Below are 25,727 nucleotides of genomic sequence, written 5' to 3'. Positions count from 1 at the left end.
GATGCCTGATGACATGCAATGATTCAGGCATCTATAGTGAGGCTATTCCACGCATCATGCATGATATTCACGGGGAATAGCGTTAATGGCAGATAATCCAAACCTTTCATCGCCCCTGCCGGACGTGTTTTCACCGGCAACCCGCGACTGGTTTCTTCGCGCCTTTAAACAGCCGACCGCTGTCCAGTCGCAAACCTGGCATGTGGCGGCGCGAGGCGAACATGCGCTGGTGATTGCACCGACTGGCTCCGGGAAAACGCTGGCAGCATTTCTCTACGCCCTCGATCAGCTCTTCCGCGAAGGCGGCGAAGATACCCGCGAGGCGCATAAGCGTAAAACCTCACGCATTCTCTATATTTCACCGATAAAAGCTCTGGGCACCGACGTTCAGCGCAACTTGCAGATCCCGTTACAGGGTATTGCCGATGAACGGCGGCGGCGCGGCGAAACGGAAGTCAATCTTCGCGTGGGGATCCGTACTGGCGATACGCCTGCACAGGAACGCAGCAAACTCACCCGTAATCCGCCGGATATTCTGATCACCACACCCGAATCACTCTATCTGATGCTGACCTCCCGCGCGCGCGAAACGCTACGCGGCGTCGAAACGGTAATTATTGATGAAGTCCACGCGGTAGCGGGCAGTAAACGTGGTGCGCATCTGGCGTTAAGTCTGGAGCGGCTCGATGCGCTGCTCCACGCCTCAGCACAGCGAATTGGCCTTTCTGCCACTGTACGCTCAGCCAGCGATGTGGCAGCATTTCTTGGTGGCGATCGCCCGGTTACGGTAGTCAACCCGCCCGCAATGCGCCATCCGCAGATACGGATTGTCGTACCGGTCGCCAATATGGATGATGTCTCATCGGTCGCCAGCGGCACCGGCGAAGACAGCCATGCCGGCCGGGAAGGCTCCATCTGGCCATATATTGAAACGGGTATCCTTGATGAAGTTTTGCGCCATCGCTCGACCATTGTCTTTACTAATTCACGCGGGCTGGCGGAAAAACTGACGGCACGATTGAATGAGCTTTACGCCGCACGCTTACAGCGTTCCCCGTCTATCGCCGTTGATGCGGCCCATTTCGAGTCGACCTCTAGCGCAACCTCTAACCGTGTACAAAGTAGCGACGTTTTTATTGCTCGATCACACCACGGCTCCGTGTCTAAAGAACAACGAGCAATCACCGAACAGGCGCTGAAATCGGGTGAATTACGCTGCGTGGTCGCAACCTCCAGTCTCGAACTGGGGATTGATATGGGCGCGGTGGATCTGGTGATTCAGGTGGCAACGCCGCTTTCTGTTGCCAGTGGGTTACAACGCATTGGACGTGCCGGACACCAGGTAGGTGGTATCTCCAAAGGGCTTTTTTTCCCCCGAACCAGGCGTGACTTAGTCGATTCCGCAGTCATTGTTGAGTGTATGTTCGCAGGCAGGCTGGAAAACCTGACACCACCGCATAATCCACTCGACGTCCTTGCGCAGCAAACCGTTGCCGCCGCGGCGATGGATGCATTACAGGCAGACGAATGGTACTCCCGCGTACGCCGTGCCGCACCGTGGAAAGATCTGCCAAGACGTGTTTTTGACGCCACGCTGGATATGCTTTCCGGGCGCTATCCCTCTGGCGATTTTTCTGCTTTTCGACCAAAACTGGTCTGGAACAGGGAGACCGGGATATTGACCGCCCGACCTGGCGCTCAGCTGTTGGCGGTTACCAGTGGTGGCACCATTCCGGATCGTGGCATGTATAGCGTGTTATTACCCGAAGGTGAAGAACAGGCCGGTTCGCGGCGGGTGGGTGAACTGGATGAGGAGATGGTATATGAGTCGCGGGTGAACGACATTATCACTCTCGGCGCTACCTCATGGCGGATCCAGCAAATCACCCGCGATCAGGTGATTGTGACTCCTGCTCCGGGTCGTTCTGCCCGGCTCCCCTTCTGGCGTGGTGAAGGTAACGGACGTCCGGCAGAATTAGGCGAGATGATCGGCGATTTTCTCCATTTACTGGCGGATGGCGCGTTCTTTTCCGGGACTATTCCCCCGTGGTTGGCAGAAGAAAATACGATCGCCAATATTCAGGGGTTGATTGACGAGCAGCGCAACGCGACGGGCATCGTTCCGGGGAGTCGTCATCTGGTCCTCGAACGGTGCCGTGATGAAATTGGCGACTGGCGTATTATTTTGCACTCTCCCTATGGAAGACGGGTGCATGAACCCTGGGCGCTGGCGATTGCCGGGCGAATACATGCACTATGGGGCGCTGACGCGTCTGTGGTCGCCAGTGATGACGGCATTGTTGCGCGCATTCCTGACACTGATGGTAAATTGCCCGACGCCGCGATTTTTTTGTTTGAACCAGAAAAGTTGCTACAAATTGTCCGCGAGGCGGTAGGCAGTTCGGCACTTTTCGCCGCCCGTTTTCGCGAATGCGCCGCGCGGGCATTATTAATGCCGGGCCGCACGCCGGGCCATCGCACCCCGCTCTGGCAACAACGGCTGCGCGCCAGTCAGTTGCTGGAAATCGCTCAGGGATATCCGGATTTTCCGGTCATTCTCGAAACCCTACGCGAATGTCTGCAAGATGTTTATGATCTTCCCGCGCTGGAACGTTTGATGCGTCGCCTGAACGGTGGCGAAATTCAAATATCCGATGTAACGACCACAACGCCCTCGCCTTTCGCCGCCAGTTTATTGTTCGGCTATGTCGCGGAATTTATGTACCAGAGCGACGCCCCGCTGGCAGAGCGCCGGGCATCCGTACTGTCGCTGGACAGCGAGTTACTGCGCAATCTACTCGGACAGGTCGATCCGGGGGAATTACTCGACCCGCAGGTCATTCGCCAGGTGGAAGAAGAGTTGCAACGACTGGCTCCTGGCAGAAGAGCGAAAGGTGAAGAAGGATTGTTCGACCTGCTGCGCGAACTGGGGCCAATGACCGTTGAAGACCTGGCGCAACGGCATACAGGCAGCAGTGAAGAGATTGCGTCGTATCTGGAAAATCTTCTTGCAGTAAAACGAATCTTCCCGACCATGATTAGCGGGCAGGAGCGTCTTGCCTGTATGGATGATGCCGCCAGGCTGCGCGATGCTCTCGGCGTACGACTACCAGAGTCACTGCCAGAGATTTATTTGCACCGAGTCAGTTACCCGCTTCGCGACCTCTTTCTGCGCTATCTCCGGGCTCATGCTCTGGTCACGTCTGAACAACTGGCTCATGAGTTTAGTCTCGGTATTGCCATTGTCGAAGAGCAACTTCAGCAACTGCGCGAACAGGGGCTGGTGATGAATCTGCAACAAGACATCTGGGTGAGCGATGAAGTATTTCGTCGTCTGCGTTTGCGCTCGCTGCAAGCCGCCAGAGAAGCGACGCGTCCCGTTGCGGCCACGACCTATGCGCGATTGCTGCTGGAACGTCAGGGCGTATTACCCGCCACCGATGGTAGCCCGGCACTCTTTGCCTCAACACCGCCAGGCGTTTATGAGGGCGTGGATGGCGTCATGCGGGTGATCGAACAGCTTGCCGGAGTCGGTTTACCCGCCTCACTCTGGGAAAGCCAGATCCTGCCTGCCCGCGTACGCGACTATTCGCCAGAAATGCTCGATGAATTACTGGCAACCGGTGCGGTTATCTGGTCGGGGCAAAAAAAGCTGGGTGAAGATGACGGTCTGGTGGCACTGCATCTACAGGAATATGCCGCAGAATCGTTAACTTCCGCCGAAGCGAATCAGGCGAATCGTTCGGCACTGCAGCAAGCGATAGTCACGGTTCTGGCTGACGGAGGAGCCTGGTTTGCACAACAAATCAGCCAACGGATACGCGATAAAATCGGCGAATCGGTTGATCCCTCAGCCATGCAAGAGGCGTTATGGGCGCTGGTCTGGCAAGGCGTCATCACCAGCGACATTTGGGCACCGTTACGCGCCCTCACCCGCAGCAGTACCAACACACGCACCTCAACTCGCCGCAGTCACCGGGCTCGTCGTGGACGTCCTGTCTATGCGCAACCCGTCTCGCCGCTGCTATCTTACAACACACCAAAGCTTGCTGGACGCTGGTCGTTATTGCAGGTGGAGCCACTAAACGATACCGAAAGGATGCTGGCGCTGGCGGAAAATATGCTCGACCGCTACGGCATCATCAGTCGTCAGGCGGTGATAGCCGAAAATATCCCTGGCGGGTTTCCATCGATGCAAACGCTTTGTCGAAGTATGGAAGACTCCGGGCGAATTATGCGAGGTCGTTTTGTAGAAGGTCTGGGTGGCGCGCAATTCGCTGAACGTCTGACTATTGACCGATTGCGCGATCTGGCGACACAAACCACGCAAACGCGCCACTATACACCAGTGGCGCTCTCTGCCAACGATCCGGCTAATGTGTGGGGAAATCTTCTGCCCTGGCCTGCACATCCGGCAACGCTGATACCAACGCGTCGGGCGGGTGCGCTGGTGGTCGTTTCTGGCGGAAAATTGTTACTCTATCTGGCGCAAGGTGGCAAAAAAATGCTGGTCTGGCAGGAAAAAGAGGAATTACTCGCCCCAGAGGTTTTCCACGCGCTGACTACCGCACTGCGTCGCGAACCACGGCTGCGCTTTACGCTAACAGAAGTGAATGACCTACCGGTCCGGCAAACGCCGATGTTTACGCTGCTGCGTGAGGCGGGATTTTCAAGTTCGCCACAAGGACTGGATTGGGGATAGAGAAAGGACTGACGGATGCCCGTTCGCATCCGTCAGTATTGCTGGACGGATTATTCCGCGTCCGGCTCTTCAGACTTGTATTTAGCGGCAGTTTCTTTGATCAGCTGCTGCAGTTCGCCACGCTGATACATTTCGATCACGATATCACAACCGCCGACCAGCTCGCCGTCAACCCACAGTTGCGGGAAGGTCGGCCAGTTAGCATATTTCGGCAGTTCCGCACGAATGTCCGGATTCTGCAAGATATCAACATAGGCAAAACGTTCGCCACATGCGGCAAGCGCCTGGACTGCCTGGGCAGAGAAACCGCAGCTCGGCAGTTTCGGTGAACCTTTCATGTACAGCAGGATCGGGTTTTCAGCAATCTGGCGTTGGATTTTTTCGATAGTGGTGCTCATTGTCTTGCTTCCTCAAACTTCTTTACGGCAGTAATCTGACATTGTAGCGGGTCAGTGCGGCATCGGAAAATAACATTTTCATCACGCTTTTGCTATTTTATCCCTTTGCTCTATTTGTTGCATTTCAAATATTCGTTTCTTCCCTGACGCACGGCAAACTGGCGTATTTATAACCATTTTTAGCTTTCACTGCTGCATTTTTTTGCGCTCGCCAACGAAACGTATTTTTTAACAATAAAAGCTATTAACTTTCTCTTCTTCTATGCATTAGAATCATCAAGTTTTGTAAATCAGACGCAGGCATGATAGACCTGCCTTAACAGAGGGACGCTCAGTGGCGCGGATAAACCGTATTTCGATCACGCTCTGTGCTTTACTTTTTACCACCCTGCCTTTAACGCCTATGGCCCATGCTTCAAAGCAAGCCAGGGAGAGTTCTGCTACCACTCATATCACCAAAAAAGCAGATAAAAAGAAAAGCACGGCAACCACCAAAAAGCCCCAGAAAGTCAGCCAGAAAACAGCGAAAAAAGCCGCCAGTAAAAGTACGACCAAAAGCAAAACCGCTTCTTCCGTTAAAAAATCTTCCATTACCGCTTCTAAAAACGCCAAAACTCGCAGCAAACACGCCGTCAATAAAACGGCCTCAGCCAGCTTTACCGAAAAGTGTACCAAACGTAAGGGCTATAAATCGCATTGTGTGAAAGTCAAAAATGCCGCTTCAGGAACTCTTGCCGACGCGCACAAAGCGAAGGTGCAAAAAGCTACGAAAGTGGCAATGAATAAACTGATGCAGCAAATTGGTAAGCCATATCGTTGGGGCGGCAGCTCACCGCGTACCGGTTTTGATTGCAGCGGCCTGGTTTATTACGCTTATAAAGATTTGGTGAAAATTCGTATTCCGCGTACGGCGAATGAAATGTATCACCTGCGAGATGCAGCGCCAATCGAACGTAGTGAACTGAAAAACGGCGACCTGGTCTTTTTCCGTACTCAGGGACGCGGTACAGCCGATCATGTCGGCGTATATGTCGGCAACGGCAAATTTATTCAGTCACCGCGTACGGGTCAGGAAATTCAAATCACTTCTCTCAGTGAAGACTACTGGCAGCGCCACTATGTTGGCGCTCGCCGGGTAATGACCCCAAAAACACTTCGCTAAAACTTTACCCTGTTGTTACGGCAACAGGGTAAGTTCATCTTTTGTCTCACCTTTTAATTTGCTACCCTATCCATACGCACAATAAGGCTATTGTACGTATGCAAATTAATAATAAAGGAGAGTAGCAATGTCATTCGAATTACCTGCACTACCATATGCTAAAGATGCTCTGGCACCGCACATTTCTGCGGAAACCATCGAGTATCACTACGGCAAGCATCATCAGACTTATGTGACTAACCTGAACAACCTGATTAAAGGTACCGCGTTTGAAGGTAAATCACTGGAAGAGATTATTCGCAGCTCTGAAGGTGGCGTATTCAACAACGCAGCTCAGGTCTGGAACCATACTTTCTACTGGAACTGCCTGGCACCGAACGCGGGTGGCGAACCGACTGGAAAAGTCGCTGAAGCTATCGCCGCATCTTTTGGCAGCTTTGCCGATTTCAAAGCTCAGTTTACTGACGCAGCGATCAAAAACTTTGGTTCTGGCTGGACCTGGCTGGTGAAAAACAGCGATGGCAAGCTGGCTATCGTTTCAACCTCTAACGCGGGTACTCCACTGACCACCGATGCAACTCCGCTGCTGACCGTTGATGTCTGGGAACACGCTTATTACATCGACTATCGCAATGCACGTCCTGGCTATCTGGAGCACTTCTGGGCGCTGGTGAACTGGGAATTCGTAGCGAAAAATCTCGCTGCATAATAACTGATGGCAAATGCAACATTGCCTGATGCGCTTCGCTTACCATGCCAACTCGGATGAAGCGTTAACACCGCATCCGGCAAGATAAATCGCACGTTGCCAGCAACTGTAACGCAGAAGGTTATCCTTCTGCGTTTTTGTTTAATTAGCTGTTGGCAACGCAAACTGCCTCAGGTTGTTTTCTGGCTGACATAAACACCAGCAATAATGCCAGTCCTGCGACAATCGCCCCCATCACCGGCACAAAGCTGTATCCCAGCCCAGCGGAAATTACCGCACCACCAGCAGCTGCTCCCAGCGCATTTCCAAGATTAAAGGCACCAATATTGACTGATGAAGACAGACCTGGCGCTTCACTGGCGACACGCATCACGCGCATCTGTAACGGCGGTACGACCGCAAAGGTTGCAGCGCCCCACACCACCATGCTAATAGCTGCGCCGAACTCATTGCGGGCCAGGAACGGGATTGCCAGCATAATCACCATCAGCAGCAACAAAAAGCCTTTCAACGTGCCGTTAACTGAACGATCTGCCAGTTTGCCGCCGAGATAGTTACCAATAGAGAATCCGACACCAATCAGCACCAGCATTGCCGTAACGAACACCGGCGTTGCGTGGGTAATACTTTGCAGTACCGGAGAGATATAGGTGTAGAGGGTAAACATTGCACCAGCTCCCAGTACCGTCGTCAGCAATGCAGACAGCACCTGCGGACGCATTAATACCGCCAGCTCTTTTTTCACTTCAGGTCGCGCCCCTGCGCCACCTTTAGGTAATGAGAAGAACAGACTTACCATTGAAATCACGCCCAGCCCCGCAGTTGCCAGAAATGACATCCGCCAGCCGATGGTTTCGCCCAACCAGGTCGCTGCCGGAACGCCACCGATATTTGCCAGGGTTAACCCCATAAACATAGTGGCAACTGCGCTGGCCTGTTTATGTTTTGGCACCACGCTTGCGGCCACGACTGAACCCAAACCAAAAAATGCTCCGTGATTCAGGCTGGTCAAAATGCGTGAAAGCATCAGGGTCATATAATCCGGCGCGATGGCGGAAAGTACGTTGCCGAGCGTGAAAATCGCCATCAGGAAAATCAACGCACTGCGGCGGGCACGATGAGAAAGTAGAAGCGTCATCAGCGGCGCGCCCACCATTACGCCAACTGCATAGGCACTGATTAACATTCCGGCAGCGGGAATCGAGACATCCACACCGCGCGCAATGACGGGCAACAAGCCCATTGGCGAGAACTCCGTTGTCCCGATACCAAACGCGCCAATCGCCAGCGCCAGCAACGGATAGTTAATTTTCATGCCTTATCTCCACCTCTTCGCGTCATTACGCGATATTCATTAAAGTGGCGAAAGCATGACAGCAATCACAAAAAAATGAAAATAACAAAAAGAGAAAACACTTTTGCCATTTTGCTAACAAAAAGGAAGGAGATGCGAGGGAGAACGCGCTCCCTCGAGAGGAAATCAGTGCAGCGCGGCTGTCAAACCCACGGCCACGATCAAACCGAGGACGATAATCGTTGTTACCAGTGAAAATTTAAGGTCGGTGCTCATCAAGTTTTCTCCTTTTTTATTACCACACAAAAAGTGATATTACGCATTTTTACACACTGTGATGAAAAAATCTCCCGTCATTTATAATGATAAGTGTTTTTACCACTTCCCCTTTTCGTCAAGATCGGCCAAAATTCCACGCTTACACTATTTGCGTACTGGCCATTGACCCCTTCCTGACGCTCCGTGTCGTTTTTCCGGCGTACCGCAACACTTTTGTTGTGCGTAAGGTGTGTAAAGGCAAACGTTTACCTTGCGATTTTGCAGGAGCTGAAGTTAGGGTCTGGAGTGAAATGGAATGGCAACAATAAAAGATGTAGCGAAACGAGCAAACGTTTCCACTACAACTGTGTCACACGTGATCAACAAAACACGTTTCGTCGCTGAAGAAACGCGCAACGCCGTGTGGGCAGCGATCAAAGAATTACACTACTCCCCTAGCGCGGTGGCGCGTAGCCTGAAGGTTAACCACACCAAGTCTATCGGTTTGCTGGCGACCAGCAGCGAAGCGGCCTATTTTGCCGAGATCATTGAAGCGGTTGAAAAAAATTGCTTCCAGAAAGGTTACACCCTGATTCTGGGCAATGCGTGGAACAATCTTGAGAAACAGCGGGCTTATCTGTCGATGATGGCGCAAAAACGCGTCGATGGTCTGCTGGTGATGTGTTCTGAGTACCCAGAGCCGTTGCTGGCGATGCTGGAAGAGTATCGCCATATCCCAATGGTGGTGATGGACTGGGGTGAAGCAAAAGCTGACTTCACCGATGCGGTCATTGATAACGCGTTCGAAGGCGGTTACATGGCCGGGCGTTATCTGATAGAACGCGGTCACCGCGAAATCGGCGTTATCCCCGGCCCGCTGGAACGTAACACTGGCGCAGGCCGCCTTGCCGGTTTTATGAAGGCGATGGAAGAAGCGATGATCAAGGTGCCGGAAAGCTGGATTGTACAGGGTGATTTTGAACCTGAATCCGGTTATCGCGCCATGCAGCAAATCCTGTCGCAGCCGCATCGCCCTACTGCCGTCTTCTGTGGTGGCGATATCATGGCAATGGGCGCACTTTGTGCTGCTGATGAAATGGGTCTGCGCGTGCCCCAGGATGTTTCGCTGATCGGTTATGATAACGTGCGCAACGCCCGCTATTTTACGCCGGCGCTGACCACGATCCATCAGCCAAAAGATTCGCTGGGCGAAACGGCGTTTAACATGCTGTTGGATCGTATCGTCAATAAACGCGAAGAACCGCAATCCATTGAAGTGCATCCGCGGTTGATTGAACGCCGCTCCGTGGCTGACGGCCCGTTCCGCGACTATCGCCGTTAATCACCTGTTGCGGGAGTCTCTTCCGGCTCCCGCAGCCACTCCTTATTCAGCGTCTCACTATCGCCGAGATACTCAAGCAACCAGGTTAACGCAGGCGACATATCATTTTGCTGCCATGTCAGACAACATGCCGAATCCGGAAAGGGGTTTTCCAGTTCTAATGCTACCCACTTCCCCTCATTAAGCCACGGTTTGGCGAAATGTGTTGGCACCATCCCTATGCATAATCCTGCAGAGATACAGGTTGCCGATGATTCCCAGTCAGGCACGACAAGTCTTTTTTGGTTATCCAGCAACCAGGTAATACGTTTAGGTAGCGTTCGCGAGGTGTCTTCGCGCACCAATGACGGCCAGTTGCGCAACGTATCATCGCTGAACGGGCCATCCATCAACGCCAGCGGGTGATGGCTGGCAACAACGCAACTCCAGCTTAGCATCCCCATATCCCGGAAGGCATAACGACCGCCTACCGGAATCGCGCGTGTTGCGCCAATCGCCAGTTCCACGCGCCCGTCGGAAAGCGCATCCCAGACACCGTTGAACACTTCCTGAAAGACAAGAAGTTCGACATCATCAAAATGGCGATAAAAATCAACGATCATCTGCCGTGTACGTTCTGGCCTGACAATATTATCCACTGCGATAGCTAACTGACCGCGCCAGCCGTTCGCTATCTGCTGACATTGCTGCCGGGTGATCTGCATTTTTTTGACAACAGAGCGCCCTTCTTTGAGAAACCACGCCCCGGCAGCGGTCAGTTCCACATCACGGTGACGTCGTTCAAACAGCGGCACCGCCAGCCACTCTTCCAGCTGACGCACGGTATAGCTGACCGCAGAAGGAACGCGATGCAACTCCTGTGCCGCAGCGCTAAAACTACCATTACGCGCTACCGCATCAACAACTTCGAGTGAATATTCTGACCACATAGTCTGCCTGCAAAATTTTTGAAACCAGTCATCAAATATTACCGTTTCACAACACTAATTTCACTCCCTACACTTTGCGGCGGTGTTTAATTGAGAGATTTAGAGAATATACATGCAACCTGGGAAAAGATTTTTAGTCTGGCTGGCGGGTTTGAGCGTACTCGGTTTTCTGGCAACCGATATGTATCTGCCTGCTTTCGCCGCCATACAGGCCGACCTGCAAACGCCTGCGTCTGCTGTCAGTGCCAGCCTTAGTCTGTTCCTTGCCGGTTTTGCCGCAGCCCAGCTTCTGTGGGGGCCGCTCTCCGACCGTTATGGTCGTAAACCGGTGTTATTAATCGGCCTGACAATTTTTGCGTTAGGTAGTCTGGGGATGCTGTGGGTTGAAAACGCCGCCACGCTGCTGGTATTGCGTTTTGTACAGGCTGTGGGTGTCTGCGCCGCGGCGGTTATCTGGCAAGCGTTAGTGACGGATTATTATCCTTCGCAGAAAGTTAACCGTATTTTTGCGACCATCATGCCGCTGGTGGGTCTATCTCCGGCACTGGCTCCTCTGTTAGGAAGCTGGCTGCTGGTCCATTTTTCCTGGCAGGCGATTTTCGCCACCCTGTTTGCCATTACCGTGGTGCTGATTCTGCCTATTTTCTGGCTCAAACCCACGACGAAGGCCCGTAACAATAGTCAGGATGGTCTGACCTTTACCGACCTGCTACGTTCTAAGATCTATCGCGGCAACGTGCTGATATATGCGGCCTGTTCAGCCAGTTTTTTTGCATGGCTGACCGGCTCACCGTTCATCCTTAGTGAAATGGGCTACAGCCCGGCAGTTATTGGTTTAAGTTATGTCCCGCAAACTATCGCGTTTCTGATTGGTGGTTATGGCTGTCGCGCCGCACTGCAGAAATGGCAAGGCAAGCAGTTATTACCGTGGTTGCTGGTACTGTTTGCTGTCAGCGTCATTGCGACCTGGGCTGTGGGCTTCATTAGCCATGTGTCGCTAGTCGAAATCCTGATCCCATTCTGTGTGATGGCGATTGCCAATGGCGCGATCTACCCGATTGTTGTCGCCCAGGCGCTGCGTCCCTTCCCACATGCAACTGGTCGCGCCGCAGCGTTGCAGAACACTCTACAACTGGGTCTGTGCTTCCTCGCAAGTCTGGTAGTTTCCTGGCTGATCAGTATCAGCACGCCATTGCTCACCACCACCAGCGTGATGTTATCAACAGTAGTGCTGGTCGCTCTGGGTTACATGATGCAACGTTGTGAAGAAGTAGACTGTCAGAATCATGGCAATGCCGAAGTCGCTCATAGCGAATCACACTGATCTATATCGATATACTTATACTTAGGCTGCTAACAAAATTTTGTTGTATGATTGAAATTAGCGGCCTATACTAATTTCGAGTTGTTAAAGCTACGATAAATATTATGTTTTTACGGGGACAGGATCGTTCCCGACTCACTATGGATGGTCATTTCGGCAAGGGTTCCTCCTTTCCCTCTGTTCTACGTCGGATTATAGACTCGCGGTTTTTTCTGCGAGATTTCTCACAAAGCCCAAAAAGCGTCTACGCTGTTTTAAGGTTCTGATCACCGACCAGTGATGGAGAAACTATGAGTTCATCGTGTATAGAAGAAGTCAGTGTACCGGATGACAACTGGTACCGTATCGCCAACGAATTACTTAGCCGTGCCGGTATAGCCATTAACGGTTCTGCCCCGGCGGATATTCGTGTGAAAAACCCCGATTTTTTTAAACGCGTTCTGCAGGAAGGCTCTTTGGGGTTAGGCGAAAGTTATATGGATGGCTGGTGGGAATGTGACCGACTGGATATGTTTTTTAGCAAAGTCTTACGCGCAGGTCTCGAGAACCAACTCCCCCATCATTTCAAAGACACGCTGCGTATTGCCGGCGCTCGTCTCTTCAATCTGCAGAGTAAAAAACGTGCCTGGATAGTCGGCAAAGAGCATTACGATTTGGGTAATGACTTGTTCAGCCGCATGCTTGATCCCTTCATGCAATATTCCTGCGCTTACTGGAAAGATGCCGATAATCTGGAATCTGCCCAGCAGGCGAAGCTCAAAATGATTTGTGAAAAATTGCAGTTAAAACCAGGGATGCGCGTACTGGATATTGGCTGCGGCTGGGGCGGACTGGCGCACTACATGGCATCTAATTATGACGTAAGCGTGGTTGGCGTCACCATTTCTGCCGAACAGCAAAAAATGGCTCAGGAACGCTGTGAAGGCCTGGATGTCACCATTTTGCTGCAAGATTATCGTGACCTGAACGACCAGTTTGATCGTATTGTTTCTGTGGGGATGTTCGAGCACGTCGGACCGAAAAATTACGATACCTATTTTGCGGTGGTGGATCGTAATTTGAAACCGGAAGGCATATTCCTGCTCCATACTATCGGTTCGAAAAAAACCGATCTGAATGTTGATCCCTGGATTAATAAATATATTTTTCCGAACGGTTGCCTGCCCTCTGTACGCCAGATTGCTCAGTCCAGCGAACCCCACTTTGTGATGGAAGACTGGCATAACTTCGGTGCTGATTACGATACTACGTTGATGGCGTGGTATGAACGATTCCTCGCCGCATGGCCAGAAATTGCGGATAACTACAGTGAACGCTTTAAACGGATGTTTACCTATTATCTGAATGCCTGTGCAGGTGCTTTCCGCGCCCGTGATATTCAGCTCTGGCAGGTGGTGTTCTCACGCGGTGTTGAAAACGGCCTTCGAGTGGCTCGCTAAAGGCTATTCTATCGCCCCCTCTCCGGGGGCGATTTCAGATCAGGCTTCTGTACCTGGTTGATTCATGGCATTTTCTCGTGCCGCCAGCACTCGTTCTACCGTATCTACCACTGCCTGAGTTTGTGGATCGATTTCAATGTTGACGCGTGCGCCGAGTTTTTTCTTCCCAAGAGTCGTGCGTTCCAGTGTTTCCGGAATTAAATGGACGCAAAAACGCGTTGGCGTGACTTCGCCGACGGTCAGGCTAATACCGTCGATGCCAATAAATCCTTTGTACAGGATATATTTCATCAACTGACTATCCTGGACTTTAAACCAGATCTGGCGATTATTTTCCGAGGTTAATATTTTCGCGACTTCAGCGGTGGTCATAATATGACCTGACATTAAGTGTCCGCCAATTTCATCGCTGAATTTCGCCGCACGCTCAACGTTTACCCAATCCCCCACTTTTAAATCGCCAAGATTGGTAATGCGTAACGTTTCTTTCATGAGGTCAAAACTGACATGGTTGCCGTTAATTTCCGTTACGGTCAGGCAGCAACCGTTATGCGCCACGGACGCACCGGTTTCCAGGCCGTCCAGCATGTGGTCGGGTAACTCCACCACATGCGTGCGAAAATTTGGTTTCTCGTCAATCGACACCAGTTTTGCGGTGCCCTGTACAATCCCCGTAAACATACTTACAACTCCTGAAATCAGTTAAGACATTCTGTTCAGCACAATAGCAGGTGGAAAACGCCCTTACCAGTGAAGGGGCAAGAATGGCTATTTTTTCACTGGAGAATTAATAAATCCTCGCTACAATAGACTGAATTTCCCCTGCTTCTTCTTTTTGCTGCCCATTCAGGCGGCTTTTTAGTCTCTCATATAACTACAAATAAAAGGTGTTCACGTGCAGAAGTATATCAGTGAAGCGCGTCTGTTATTAGCATTAGCAATCCCGGTGATTCTCGCGCAAATCGCCCAAACTGCGATGGGTTTTGTCGATACCGTGATGGCGGGCGGCTATAGTGCCACCGACATGGCGGCGGTCGCTATCGGTACTTCTATCTGGCTTCCGGCGATCCTCTTTGGTCACGGACTGCTGCTGGCATTAACGCCGGTTATCGCGCAATTAAATGGTTCCGGTCGACGTGAGCGCATTGCGCATCAGGTGCGACAGGGTTTCTGGCTGGCGGGTTTTGTTTCCGTTCTCATTATGCTGGTGCTGTGGAATGCAGGTTACATTATCCGCTCCATGGAAAACATCGATCCGGCTCTGGCGGACAAAGCCGTGGGTTATCTGCGTGCGTTGCTATGGGGCGCGCCGGGCTATCTGTTCTTCCAGGTTGCCCGTAACCAATGTGAAGGTCTGGCAAAAACCAAGCCGGGTATGGTAATGGGCTTTATCGGCCTGCTGGTGAACATTCCGGTGAACTATATCTTTATTTATGGTCATTTCGGTATGCCTGAGCTCGGTGGCGTTGGTTGTGGCGTGGCTACTGCGGCGGTGTATTGGGTCATGTTCCTTGCCATGGTTTCTTACATTAAACGCGCCCGCTCGATGCGCGATATTCGTAACGAAAAAGGCACTGCGAAGCCCGATCCTGCGGTTATGAAACGACTGATTCAACTCGGTTTGCCAATTGCGCTGGCGCTGTTCTTTGAAGTAACGCTGTTTGCCGTCGTGGCTCTGTTAGTGTCTCCGCTCGGTATTGTTGATGTCGCAGGACACCAGATTGCCCTGAACTTTAGTTCACTGATGTTTGTGCTTCCAATGTCGCTGGCGGCAGCGGTAACTATCCGCGTAGGTTATCGTCTGGGTCAGGGCTCAACGCTGGATGCGCAAACCGCTGCGCGGACCGGGCTTATGGTGGGTGTCTGTATGGCAACCCTGACGGCCATTTTCACGGTTTCACTGCGGGAGCAAATCGCCCTGTTGTACAACGACAATCCCGAGGTTGTAACGCTGGCTGCGCATTTGATGTTGCTGGCGGCGGTATATCAGATTTCTGACTCTATCCAGGTGATTGGCAGTGGGATTTTGCGTGGTTATAAAGATACGCGTTCCATTTTCTATATCACCTTTACGGCTTACTGGGTGCTGGGCTTGCCAAGCGGCTATATTCTGGCACTGACCGATCTGGTCGTTGAACCTATGGGGCCAGCAGGCTTCTGGATAGGCTTTATTATTGGCCTGACGTCGGCAGCCATTATGATGATGCTGCGTATGCGGTTCCTGCAACGTCTGCCGTCAGCCATCATTCTGCAACGAGCAGCTCGCTAGTAAAGACAAGGCGCAACCTTCACGGGTTGCGCCTGTGTTTTTACGCAGGCTGGAGCGTTGCGCCAATCCCGTCTTCGTCTGGCTGTAGTTTCAGTGCGTTACACAGAGTTTGCCGACTGGCATCTGTTATCTCAACGTGTATATCACCAGTAACTTCCCCTTTCACATTGATGAAGTCAGGTGAAATTTCTTTCGCACTGGTTTGCAGGCAAATCGCTCCCTCTCCGCGCAGGCGTTTCACTTTCAGTTGCACATGCGTTGCCGCACCAGTGATTAGCCACAGTTTTCCGCCATTTAGATTGATGTTACCAACACTGAAAGTGACACTGTCACCTTTTACCGTACTGCCGTCGAGAATCAATACACCGCCCTGCTGTACAGTAATCGTTGATTGTTGCAGATCTGCGCCATAGCCAATAATCATTGAAGCGCCGTCCAGTAATGCAACACTCCCGGTCAGTTCAACCGGTGCGCGATCTTCCTCTACGACAAAATTTTCGTCCGCGCTGGTGGGTGACAACAAGATCACTGTCCCACCTTGTATTACCGCGTTTTCCAGCGTACCAGCATGCACTTCAGCCCGACCACCTACATTAACGGACAAGTTTTGCGTCTTACCGGAACTGTAGAGCTGAAGACCATCCGTCCCCAGACGATAAGTGGATCCATTCTCAACAATAGTGTCAGAGTCTTCACCACCAAGATTATTCATGGTGCCACCAGCAAGCAACGTATCATTGGCTTTCCCCGCCAGCATAAAAACGCCGCCCTGATTAATCTCACAATTGCTGGCTTCCCCACCTGGATACACCAACAATTCACCACCTTCATCTACCACGACCGCTGAGGTTGTCCCATTGACCAACAGGCCGCCCTCTTGATCGAGAATGATTTTTTCCGCGCGATGGCCTTCCAGTACACGCAGGTTACCGCCATTTTCCAGCAACAAACCGCAGGCATAACCTTTATCAACGCTGAATTCACCTTCGGGATGGCGGCCATTAACCGTAGCGAGCGTAGAGAGACTAATTGCGCCTCCCTCGGACTGAACAATATCTGTGGCAATGGCACCGTCGCTGACCGATAGCGTGCCATTGTTGCCGTACTGTGTGCATTTGGCGATCCCACCGGTTGCCACTTTCAACCAGCCAGCCCCCGTGACCACGGTATTTTCGGCTCTTCCGCCAGCTTCAACAATTAACTCACCTTCAGTAAGTTGCGTCACGCCAATGACCTCGCCGGTCTTAACAATTTGCACGTTCCCGTCGCTCATCAAGTTTTTCGCATCAGATCCCATGATTTATTCCTTTGCTGCATCTGTGTGCCTTTATTGCTACCTAAGTGTAAAGGCTACGGAGGATTTATCCACGACAGATTTTGAGATGGTGGCAAACAACTCTGTTTAAACTCTGATACACAGATTATTGGGTTGTGTCAGATGTAAATGCGATCCTGAATAAAAATCGCCCTTGCAAATCAACAAAATATAGCCAATTTGCTTAAAAGCTCTGCAAACGGTCGAAATAGCGCAGAAAATTACGTTTTGCCTCTTGCCACCTTCCCACTCTGCCGCTAATATTCGTCCCCGTTGTCACCTACAACGTTGCGTTCATAGCTCAGTTGGTTAGAGCACCACCTTGACATGGTGGGGGTCGTTGGTTCGAGTCCAATTGAACGCACCATCCTGCGTCCGTAGCTCAGTTGGTTAGAGCACCACCTTGACATGGTGGGGGTCGGTGGTTCGAGTCCACTCGGACGCACCAGATTTTCTTAATCTGGTCTTCTCCTTTTTCCCTCTGTTTCTTCTCTGTATCCAATACGTTAAAAGATTTACACTGTCTTCGTATGCGTTATCAGAAGGAGAATCGCTATGGCAACTTTGTTACAACTTCATTTTGCTTTTAATGGCCCATTTGGCGACGCAATGGTTGAGCAGCTTGAACCGCTTGCTGAGTCGATTAATCAGGAACCTGGTTTTCTGTGGAAGGTATGGACAGAAAGTGAAAAGAACCACGAAGCCGGTGGGATCTACCTTTTTACTGATGAAAAAAGCGCCCTTGCCTATCTGGAAAAACATACTGCCCGACTGAAAAATCTCGGCGTTGAGGAAGTTGTCGCCAAAGTTTTCGATGTCAATGAGCCACTTAGTCAAATCAATCAGGCAAAACTCGCCTGACAGAATTTAATCAAGGGCGGTTAGCGCCCTTTTCATCCCTGTCTGAAATTTCTCAAATTCTAAAAATCTCAACCAAACTTATCTGATAACACTAAATTCGAAAGAATGCGTACAGGTAAGTAACAATGAAAAAAATTGCTATTGTGGGTGCCGGGCCTACGGGGATCTACACCTTATTCTCGCTTCTACAGCAACAAACTCCACTTTCTATTTCTATCTTCGAGCAGGCTGATGAAGCCGGTGTCGGGATGCCATACAGTGATGAGGAAAACTCAAAAATGATGCTGGCAAATATTGCCAGTATTGAAATACCGCCGATTTATTGTACGTATCTCGAATGGCTACAAAAGCAAGAAGCCAGCCATCTCCAGCGTTATGGCGTTAAAAAAGAAACCTTGCACGATCGTCAGTTTTTACCGCGAATTCTGCTGGGCGAATATTTCCGCGATCAATTTTTACGATTAGTAGACCAGGCACGACAGCAAAAATTTGCAGTGGCTGTTTATGAATCATGCCAGGTTACCGATCTGCAAATTACAAATGCTGGCGTCATGCTCGCTACAAATCAGGATTTACCCAGCGAGACGTTTGATTTAGCGGTGATTGCCACGGGTCACGTCTGGCCTGATGAAGAAGAAGCAACCAGAACGTATTTTCCCAGCCCGTGGTCAGGCCTGATGGAAGCAAAGGTCGATGCGTGTAACGTGGGTATTATGGGAACATCCTTGAGCGGACTGGATGCGGCAATGGCAGTGGCTATTCAGCATGGTTCGTTCATTGAAGATGATAAACAACACGTCATTTTTCACCGCGATAACGCAAGTGAAAAGCTAAATATTACGTTAATGTCGCGCACAGGTATTTTACCCGAAGCCGATTTCTATTGCCCTATTCCCTACGAGCCCTTACACATCGTCACTGATCAAGCATTAAATGCTGAGATTCAAAAAGGCGAAGAGGGCCTTTTGGATCGGGTATTTAGATTGATAGTAGAGGAAATCAAGTTTGCTGATCCAGACTGGAGCCAACGCATAGCCTTAGAAAGCCTGAATGTCGATTCCTTTGCTCAAGCCTGGTTTGCCGAGCGCAAACAACGCGCCCCATTTGACTGGGCAGAAAAAAATCTCCAGGAAGTCGAACGCAATAAACGAGAAAAACATACTGTTCCCTGGCGTTATGTCATTCTGCGCCTGCATGAAGCAGTACAGGAAATTGTTCCTCATCTGAATGAACACGACCATAAACGGTTCAGTAAAGGCTTTGCCCGGGTTTTCATCGATAATTATGCGGCAATCCCTTCAGAGTCTATTCGTCGACTACTGGCCTTACGTGAAGCGGGAATCATTCATATTCTCGCCCTCGGTGAAGACTACGAAATGGAAATTAATGAGTCGCGCACCGTCCTGAAAACGGAAGACAATAGCTACTCGTTTGACGTTTTTATTGATGCCCGCGGGCAGCGTCCGCTTAAAGTGAAAGATATTCCTTTCCCTGGACTACGCGAACAATTACAGAAAACAGGGGATGAAATCCCTGATGTTGGCGAAGATTATACGCTACAGCAACCCGAAGAAATTCGTGGGCGCGTAGCGTTCGGCGCGTTGCCCTGGTTGATGCACGACCAGCCATTCGTACAGGGACTTACGGCATGTGCAGAAATTGGTGAGGCGATGGCTCAGGCGGTCGTAAAGCCTGCATCCCGTGCTCGTCGGCGTCTTTCGTTTGATCAAATGTAAAGCTATCAGCACTCAACAAACTGATGCTGTTCATTAAGGCGATAGCGGACTCCGGCTCGAATATTGTTTTCACCTTCAATGGCGACGGCGAAGCGAACTCTTTCGCCGTCATGATATGCCAGTGCGGCGCTTCCCCCTGGCCCGAGAATAATTGAGTCGACCACGCCCGTGCTCACTATTGTCGAATCTTCACCGCTGGCAATGATGTGTACATTGTCGCCGCTATTGGCAATTCTGGCGTTTGCGCCAAAGCTGGCGATTTGCACCAGGTCACCATTACTGGCGACATGACACCGTTCACCCAATGTACAAACGCGTACTCGCATTCCGGTATTTGCAATCCGACTACTATCTCCAGCGCTGCTTATCCGCGAAGAATTACCGGTTACAGCAACCCGTGCGCGTTCACCGGAGCTGCCAATGTGACTGTTAAAGCCGACACTTCCAATCCGCACGCTATAACCCATACTGGCAATTTGCGCGGCATACCCAGCGGTTGCGATTCTGGCATTATCCTCACAACAGCCGATGCGAGCATGATCGTCGCTGCGGGCAAACTGACTGCAAAATGGTCTCTCTCCGGGATCTGTGGCCAGTTTTTGCATAGAGGAAACTTCCTGATGCGCGAAGTTTTCATCCGCCAGCCATTTTTTCCACGCATACTCAACCAGACTCTCCGCCCAGTCCGTATATCCTTCCTCAATCAGTGCATGATGAATATCGGCATAACTACCGCCGCGTGGGAAATGGCGCAGGAACCAGCGATACATCACCGCTCCGATACGCCATTCTCGCAGGTCTGCTCGTGTAATGATCATTCGTTAGTGCCGGTGATAGCCATCGACCATGCTTTTAAAGGTTTCGTGTGGCGTACGCCCCGTGGTGCAAAGATAAAGATGACCGAAGATAAAAAAGAGGCTTATAAATGCCAGAGCAAAATGCGCCTGCAATAACCAGTATCTTACGCCAGGAAACACATCTCCCACGACTTGCGGATAGAGACACAGCAGCCCCGTCAATAGTAACAACGGCAGCAATCCATACATGACACCAACATAGGCGACCTGCTGTAAGGGATTAAATTTAGACTGTGTTGTTGCCGGGAAAGGATGTTCTTCCCCCTGCATAATGCCAAACAAATAAAATCGCGTTTGTTTTGCCGCTCGCTCCAGCCAACCCTGACGACGAATGCGATAGTGGTGACCATTACCCCCAACGGCATTGATCAGAACAAAGCCGAGCCAGCATGCCAGTAACAAAAATCCGCAAACTTCATGCAACGCAACCAGACTTTTAACCGCAGTTGCGCCCACCAGCGCAAAGTGATTTATCAGCCCACTTGCCAGCAACAATACAAAGAGTAACGCATTCGACCAGTGCCATAATCTGACCGCTTTGCTGTAAAGATAAATCTTCTCACCATGATCGGTGGCTGATTTCTTCACGCCACGAGCACGAAACAAGGCATGCAGCCCCAGCACCAACCACATCCCAACCAGCAATAGTCCGGCAATGATCAACCACACCGGCCAAAATTCGGGAGTGAACTGTGGCACATAGTTCGCCAACTGGCTCTGAAACTGTTCAGCATGTTGCGACGGGTTCATACATTTTCCTTTTTAATCAAATGTTGACCGAATCGGCGATACAGATGCGGTTTCCCGGCACCAGGTAGCTGATATTGATAGTATTTATTTTCCTGCAACCACGCCTGAATTTCTGGGCTATCTTCGCGACCAAAGATCAAGGCGTGTTCCGGGCAGGCGCTGACGCAAATGGGCGGAAAGCCTTTTGCCAGTCGGGACTCAGCGCAGAAATCACATTTATCTGCCACTTTAGTGACAGGGTTAAGGTAGCGAACCTGATACGGGCAAGCGCCAATGCAATAACTGCAGCCGATGCACTGCGATTTTTCTACCCGCACGATCCCCTGCTCATCACGCCACGACGCCCCTGTCGGGCAAACGTCGATGCAAGGAGCATCTTCACAGTGCTGGCATGACTGGCGAAAAAAGTGATACTGCGTTTCGTTGTCGTTATCGGTGACTGGAATGTGTGCTATCGATAAACGGCTTCCCTGAGCGGGGACGTGGTTAGTTTTACGGCATGCGCGGGCGCAAATATTACAGCCATTGCACCGTGACTCGTCATGAATCATGGCATACCGAACTTCCTTTTCTTGCCTCGTGTTCGCTAACAGAGAAGACGCAGAACCAGTAAAAAGGATTACTGTTCCCATCCCCAGAACAAATTTGCGTCGAGTGAAGGACATCTGATTATCCCCTAATGCAGTGGCTGCTACTGTCCACCCTATCCATGACATCTCCCTGAAATTTCAGGGGTTCTGAAACTGCTCTACCTCGAACCATTCGCATAAGCCATACGCCTTGCCATAGGTCATAAATCGCTCGCTAAACAAGTACAACACCGCCGTCGATGACTCCACCTGCCGTATATCGGCATATTCAGGTGCAACATCCATCGCGGCGATCGCGGCTTCAATCTGCGCTTCCTGGAAGTAATATGGCGCTTGCATCAGCATGGCGACTTTGTAAGGACGAGGATACGTCTGGCACTCAAAACGAACGGCGTGTGCAATAGCGCGACAAATGTCCTGCTCCACAACTTGCAAAGACATCGCCGCGTAGTTTTCACTCATGGCCTGCGTTGAGTAATAGTAATCATCCTGGCTTCCCGTCATACACGCGATATCCGCGTAGTCTCCGTTCTGCTTAATGTTTTCCAGCAAAACTGACAGTTCCTCTTCGGCAACCGAATAGGGTGGCGAGAGAAACACGGCGCGCGCCACCAGCTGCCCAGCCGCAGAATGCTGGCGAATGAACTCTGCCAGGATTTCAGCAGGTTCTGGTTCTGTGATGTCTTCACTTACCGTATCAACGGGGTGGCGCATCCCCTGCAACCATTGCCGCTTCGCCTCGTCAATTTCGCTGACTTCCGCTAACGGCAATTCATCCTGATGGTTCATCTCACCCATTCCTTACGCAGGCAGTAGATTGTGTGCTGCCAGATCGGCGGCAATATCTTCCAGCCCCAGACGCTGCAATGTTTCGCGGGTCGGACAACCAAGCTGTGGGTCCCAGCCCATTTCTTTGTAGAACATCGTGAGCGAAGCATGCATATCGTCACGATCCATTTTGTCAGTACCTTCAGTAAAGACCGGGATCTGCGGATCCTTGTCGAATACCCAGGAACAGATAAGATCGTGTTCATTACGCATATCTTTGGTTTGCATCAGTTTTATCGTGTAGGCGCGATGCAACGTAAAGATACGCTCTGCAGCTAAATCTAATTTTTCCTGAGTCATATCTTCGCCAGTGATCGCTTTGAAGAATTTGGCTTCAAGCGCCAGATCGCCCCGGTAATTACGGCTTTTCAGCGGCGAAACGGTCATTGGCCAGACCCAGTTGCACAGGGTGACGGCGTTATGCAAACAGACCCGCAACAGCGACCACTTAGCATATTTAATTTTTGCGTCATTGATTGGCGTGTAGTTTTTGGTTTCATCGTAAGCATCTTCAGAACCAAAAAGTTCTTTCGCCACTTCACGTTGCAGTTTCAATGGCAAACCGGAACCAATAAAGTTGATATGGGTATGCGTCATGCAGTCACGGTTGAACATACAGTTAACAATGGAACCGACCTGCGCTGACGCTTCATTGGCATGGTGAACCGGATAGCCAAACGGCGACCAGAGTTTATTTTTCGCGTAGCCCCAGTACTCTTCACCCAAATTCCAGCGTTCTGCGATGGCATATGAACCATCAGCCAGGTGACTCAGCTCACCCACACGATGCGCCAGACGGTAGTAAAAATCTTTAATGAAGTTAACGTCACCCGCTTCCAGTTGATCCCAGCGAATTTCCGCATACTCTTCAGCTGGTAGAACACGCTTGAACACCCCTTTGCTGTAACAATAAGTAAAGTCGCGATGCAGCTGCCCATAGTTACACCATAGGCCGTAGTCATCGAACAGATTCAGACCAACCAGGTTACCAATCACACGACCATCGTCTTTATCTTCAAAATCTTTCGGCCCGTTTGGGAAGATAGTGGTATGGACAAAGTTTGCTACACAAGTGTTACCACCTGTGCTGGGCACGCCAAACTCTTTCACCCGAGGAATATTCATTTGGGTCATACAACGGATCGGGCAAGAGTGGCAGCCGCTCATTTTTACTGTGTATTTCTCTGCCGCCGGACCTAAGTCAAAAACGGATTTATAGGTACGAAAGCCGACCGTGTTCTGATTGCCTGGCGGAATTTCCCCCGTTTCAATCGGACCACCTTCAGCCGCGCCCCAAAATAGCCCTTTACGTGCTGTCCAACGTGACTTGGGATCTGAATACTCTGCCCACGATTGCGGCGTACTTGGCACGACATGGTTGTTATTCGCGCCGATAAGTTCAGTCATCATGTAATCGTTGAGACGCTTCATCTCCTGACGATCGGCAATGTTGACCCCTTTCGTCCCCTCAACCGCAATCGCTTTAAGGTTTTTCGAACCCATTATTGCGCCAGTTCCCGCACCACCGCTGTGGTTACGGCTATTCAACATGCCAGAGAGAGGAACAAGGTTTTCCCCAGCCTGACCAATAGCCGCCACACAGGTTTCCGGACTGGTCAAGCGACAAATTTCTTCCGTCGTTGCGCGCGTCCCTTTTCCCCATAAGAAATCGGCTTTTTCCAGGCTAACTTTGTCATCTTTAATATTCAGCCATACCGGTGATTTCGCTTTCCCTTCGATAATAATGACGTCGTATCCAGCGAATTTCATTTGCGCTGCAAAAAAGCCCCCCATATGGGCATCGACGACTAAATTTCCTTTGGTAAAAGTAGAAAGTGAGGTGATATTTACGCGAGAACTACAGGGGGCACCAGATCCAGTTAATGGGCCGGTAGCAAAGACTAATTTATTCGCTTCATCGAAAGGTTTCGTGCCTGGCGGTACTTCGTCATACATAATTTTGTAGCCGAAGCCCATACCACCGACAAAACTTTTAAACTTACTGGAATCTTCGAGGATAATATTTCCTGTCGTGAGATTGACTCTTAATATATTACCTGTCCAACCGTTAGCCATGATTTTTTCCTTTGCAAGATTCACACAGTAATATCTTTCCACTCGATAATTTTTAACGCCCCTGTTGGGCAGGCGTTTGCGCATTCACCGCATAACACACATTTCGAGGATTTTTTACTTTCGGTATTTACGGTCGCCATCATCCACGGGCATGCCGTCGTACAGGCGCTACAGCCAATACAACGTTTATGATCGACGGTAATACAGCCTTCTTCCTGTTGCCAGGTAATCGCACCAATCGGGCAGACATTCATGCATTGCGGTTCTTTGCATTGACGGCAGGTGTCCGCGGTATAGTTGAGATCGCCATACAGGCCGCCACCAGAGCCAACCCCGTTATCGCCAAAGAAATAATTGCGATGGATTTTGATACGGGAGAAGAATGTCCCTACTGAGCCATCGTTGAAGTTGGTACAAGAGATTTCACAGCGGTGGCAACCCGTGCATCGCGCACGTTGGGTCACCAGCACCCCTTTGGGTGTATTTATCAACCCTACTGTGCCGCTATCAATATCTTCCTGTTTGCAACCCAAAAGTGACAGTAACGCAGGGGCAATTGTTAGACCAGCGAGGCCTTTTCCTGATATACGCAAGAATTCTAATCGCGTTAAGCCAATATCTAATAGTGGACGATCAACCGGGTTCATTTATTTCGCATCCTCTTCGCAAACACAGTGCTGACAATTCAGCAGCCTGATATTAAGCATTCAACTAATACGCTGCTGACTCTGTCCCCAACACCAGATATTTTCCCTAACCCGATAGTGTATGAGAAAAGATTTAACGCTGATAAACTAATCCTTTATGGTTAGGAGAAAAAATAATGTGATTATTCTGAGCTCTTAACATTGATCGTTATCAATTAAAATCACAAAGCAAGAAATTATA

The 25,727-nt window shown here is 50.6% G+C and carries 21 protein-coding genes and 2 tRNA genes; 11 read left to right on the top strand and 12 right to left on the bottom strand.

Going from position 1 to position 25,727, the window contains the following annotated elements; all coding sequences use genetic code 11:
- The first annotated feature begins 85 nt into the window (after nt 1-85).
- Nucleotides 86-4,702, top strand: a complete 4,617-nt coding sequence (locus ACJHX3_RS01785; RefSeq protein WP_094321778.1) for an ATP-dependent helicase — start codon at nt 86-88, stop codon at nt 4,700-4,702.
- A 50-nt stretch (nt 4,703-4,752) separates the two neighbouring features.
- Here ACJHX3_RS01785 and grxD read toward each other — a convergent pair whose 3' ends face one another.
- The gene (gene grxD / locus ACJHX3_RS01780; RefSeq protein WP_000108172.1) at nt 4,753-5,100 is read right to left on the bottom strand and encodes a monothiol glutaredoxin 4; all 348 of its coding nucleotides are present in this window, start codon (nt 5,098-5,100) and stop codon (nt 4,753-4,755) included.
- A gap of 334 nt (nt 5,101-5,434) precedes the next feature.
- Between grxD and mepH the strand changes: the two genes are divergently transcribed.
- Nucleotides 5,435-6,262, top strand: a complete 828-nt coding sequence (gene mepH, locus ACJHX3_RS01775) for a peptidoglycan DD-endopeptidase MepH (RefSeq protein WP_000101172.1) — start codon at nt 5,435-5,437, stop codon at nt 6,260-6,262.
- A gap of 127 nt (nt 6,263-6,389) precedes the next feature.
- Nucleotides 6,390-6,971, top strand: a complete 582-nt coding sequence (gene sodB / locus ACJHX3_RS01770; RefSeq protein ID WP_000007283.1) for a superoxide dismutase [Fe] — start codon at nt 6,390-6,392, stop codon at nt 6,969-6,971.
- A 145-nt stretch (nt 6,972-7,116) separates the two neighbouring features.
- On the opposite strand, the gene ACJHX3_RS01765 is transcribed toward sodB, so the two are convergent.
- Together ACJHX3_RS01765 and cydH are read right to left on the bottom strand one after the other, a co-directional pair.
- Nucleotides 7,117-8,286, bottom strand: a complete 1,170-nt coding sequence (locus ACJHX3_RS01765; protein WP_000701039.1) for an MFS transporter — start codon at nt 8,284-8,286, stop codon at nt 7,117-7,119.
- Between the two features lie 165 nt (nt 8,287-8,451).
- Nucleotides 8,452-8,541 (bottom strand): cytochrome bd-I accessory subunit CydH, encoded by a 90-nt coding sequence (gene cydH, locus ACJHX3_RS01760; RefSeq protein ID WP_000102278.1) that lies wholly within the window; start codon nt 8,539-8,541, stop codon nt 8,452-8,454.
- A gap of 298 nt (nt 8,542-8,839) precedes the next feature.
- Here cydH and purR point away from each other — a divergent pair, with 298 nt between their 5' ends.
- Nucleotides 8,840-9,865, top strand: coding sequence for an HTH-type transcriptional repressor PurR (gene purR, locus ACJHX3_RS01755; RefSeq protein WP_000190982.1), 1,026 nt, complete (start codon nt 8,840-8,842; stop codon nt 9,863-9,865).
- Here purR and punR read toward each other — a convergent pair.
- Nucleotides 9,862-10,794, bottom strand: a complete 933-nt coding sequence (punR, locus tag ACJHX3_RS01750; protein WP_000269493.1) for a DNA-binding transcriptional activator PunR — start codon at nt 10,792-10,794, stop codon at nt 9,862-9,864. The genes purR and punR overlap by 4 nt on opposite strands.
- Before the next feature lie 112 nt (nt 10,795-10,906).
- Between punR and punC the strand changes: the two genes are divergently transcribed.
- Both punC and cfa read left to right on the top strand, forming a co-directional pair.
- The gene (punC, locus tag ACJHX3_RS01745; RefSeq protein WP_001182352.1) at nt 10,907-12,118 is read left to right on the top strand and encodes a purine nucleoside transporter PunC; all 1,212 of its coding nucleotides are present in this window, start codon (nt 10,907-10,909) and stop codon (nt 12,116-12,118) included.
- Nucleotides 12,119-12,408: 290 nt separating this feature from the next.
- Nucleotides 12,409-13,557 carry a cyclopropane fatty acyl phospholipid synthase gene (gene cfa / locus ACJHX3_RS01740; protein WP_000098896.1) on the top strand — a complete coding sequence of 383 codons (1,149 nt, stop codon included), beginning with the start codon at nt 12,409-12,411 and terminating at the stop codon, nt 13,555-13,557.
- A gap of 39 nt (nt 13,558-13,596) precedes the next feature.
- Here the strand turns inward: cfa and ribE are convergent, their stop codons facing one another.
- Nucleotides 13,597-14,238: a riboflavin synthase gene (gene ribE, locus ACJHX3_RS01735; protein ID WP_000493947.1), complete on the bottom strand. Its 642-nt coding sequence runs from the start codon at nt 14,236-14,238 to the stop codon at nt 13,597-13,599.
- A 214-nt stretch (nt 14,239-14,452) separates the two neighbouring features.
- Here ribE and mdtK point away from each other — a divergent pair, with 214 nt between their 5' ends.
- Nucleotides 14,453-15,826 (top strand): multidrug efflux MATE transporter MdtK, encoded by a 1,374-nt coding sequence (gene mdtK / locus ACJHX3_RS01730; protein ID WP_001174939.1) that lies wholly within the window; start codon nt 14,453-14,455, stop codon nt 15,824-15,826.
- A gap of 40 nt (nt 15,827-15,866) precedes the next feature.
- On the opposite strand, the gene ACJHX3_RS01725 is transcribed toward mdtK, so the two are convergent.
- Nucleotides 15,867-17,123, bottom strand: a complete 1,257-nt coding sequence (locus tag ACJHX3_RS01725) for an AIDA repeat-containing protein (RefSeq protein ID WP_094308060.1) — start codon at nt 17,121-17,123, stop codon at nt 15,867-15,869.
- 308 nt (nt 17,124-17,431) lie between these two features.
- Here ACJHX3_RS01725 and ACJHX3_RS01720 point away from each other — a divergent pair.
- From ACJHX3_RS01720 to ACJHX3_RS01705, 4 genes are all read left to right on the top strand, one after another.
- Nucleotides 17,432-17,508, top strand: a tRNA-Val gene (locus ACJHX3_RS01720).
- Between the two features lie 4 nt (nt 17,509-17,512).
- Nucleotides 17,513-17,589: transfer RNA gene (locus tag ACJHX3_RS01715), tRNA-Val, on the top strand.
- Between the two features lie 107 nt (nt 17,590-17,696).
- A complete protein-coding gene (locus ACJHX3_RS01710) occupies nt 17,697-18,002 on the top strand; it encodes a monooxygenase (RefSeq protein WP_000212668.1) in 306 nt (101 codons plus the stop codon).
- A gap of 125 nt (nt 18,003-18,127) precedes the next feature.
- Nucleotides 18,128-19,738, top strand: a complete 1,611-nt coding sequence (locus tag ACJHX3_RS01705; protein WP_094321779.1) for an FAD-NAD(P)-binding protein — start codon at nt 18,128-18,130, stop codon at nt 19,736-19,738.
- Nucleotides 19,739-19,743: 5 nt separating this feature from the next.
- Here the strand turns inward: ACJHX3_RS01705 and ydhT are convergent, their stop codons facing one another.
- From ydhT to ACJHX3_RS01675, 6 genes are all read right to left on the bottom strand, one after another.
- On the bottom strand, nt 19,744-20,556 hold the full coding sequence (gene ydhT, locus ACJHX3_RS01700; protein WP_000587586.1) for a protein YdhT: 813 nt from the start codon (nt 20,554-20,556) through the stop codon (nt 19,744-19,746).
- 3 nt (nt 20,557-20,559) lie between these two features.
- Entirely contained in the window at nt 20,560-21,345 is a 786-nt protein-coding gene (phsC, locus tag ACJHX3_RS01695) for a thiosulfate reductase cytochrome B subunit (RefSeq protein WP_001069968.1), read from the bottom strand.
- Nucleotides 21,342-22,010, bottom strand: a complete 669-nt coding sequence (locus ACJHX3_RS01690) for a 4Fe-4S dicluster domain-containing protein (protein WP_094321781.1) — start codon at nt 22,008-22,010, stop codon at nt 21,342-21,344. The genes phsC and ACJHX3_RS01690 overlap by 4 nt, the downstream gene beginning before the upstream one ends.
- A gap of 63 nt (nt 22,011-22,073) precedes the next feature.
- Nucleotides 22,074-22,724 carry a YdhW family putative oxidoreductase system protein gene (locus ACJHX3_RS01685; protein ID WP_001469170.1) on the bottom strand — a complete coding sequence of 217 codons (651 nt, stop codon included), beginning with the start codon at nt 22,722-22,724 and terminating at the stop codon, nt 22,074-22,076.
- A 12-nt stretch (nt 22,725-22,736) separates the two neighbouring features.
- Nucleotides 22,737-24,839, bottom strand: a complete 2,103-nt coding sequence (locus ACJHX3_RS01680; protein ID WP_001273485.1) for an aldehyde ferredoxin oxidoreductase — start codon at nt 24,837-24,839, stop codon at nt 22,737-22,739.
- 20 nt (nt 24,840-24,859) lie between these two features.
- Nucleotides 24,860-25,486, bottom strand: coding sequence for a ferredoxin-like protein (locus ACJHX3_RS01675; RefSeq protein WP_001070227.1), 627 nt, complete (start codon nt 25,484-25,486; stop codon nt 24,860-24,862).
- Nucleotides 25,487-25,727 lie beyond the last annotated feature (241 nt).

This window comes from Escherichia sp. WS1265 (assembly GCF_046487585.1).
Taxonomy (GTDB): domain Bacteria; phylum Pseudomonadota; class Gammaproteobacteria; order Enterobacterales; family Enterobacteriaceae; genus Escherichia; species Escherichia coli.
The sequence above is the reverse complement of the archived record's forward strand: the minus strand, read 5'-3'. Positions and strand labels throughout refer to the sequence as shown.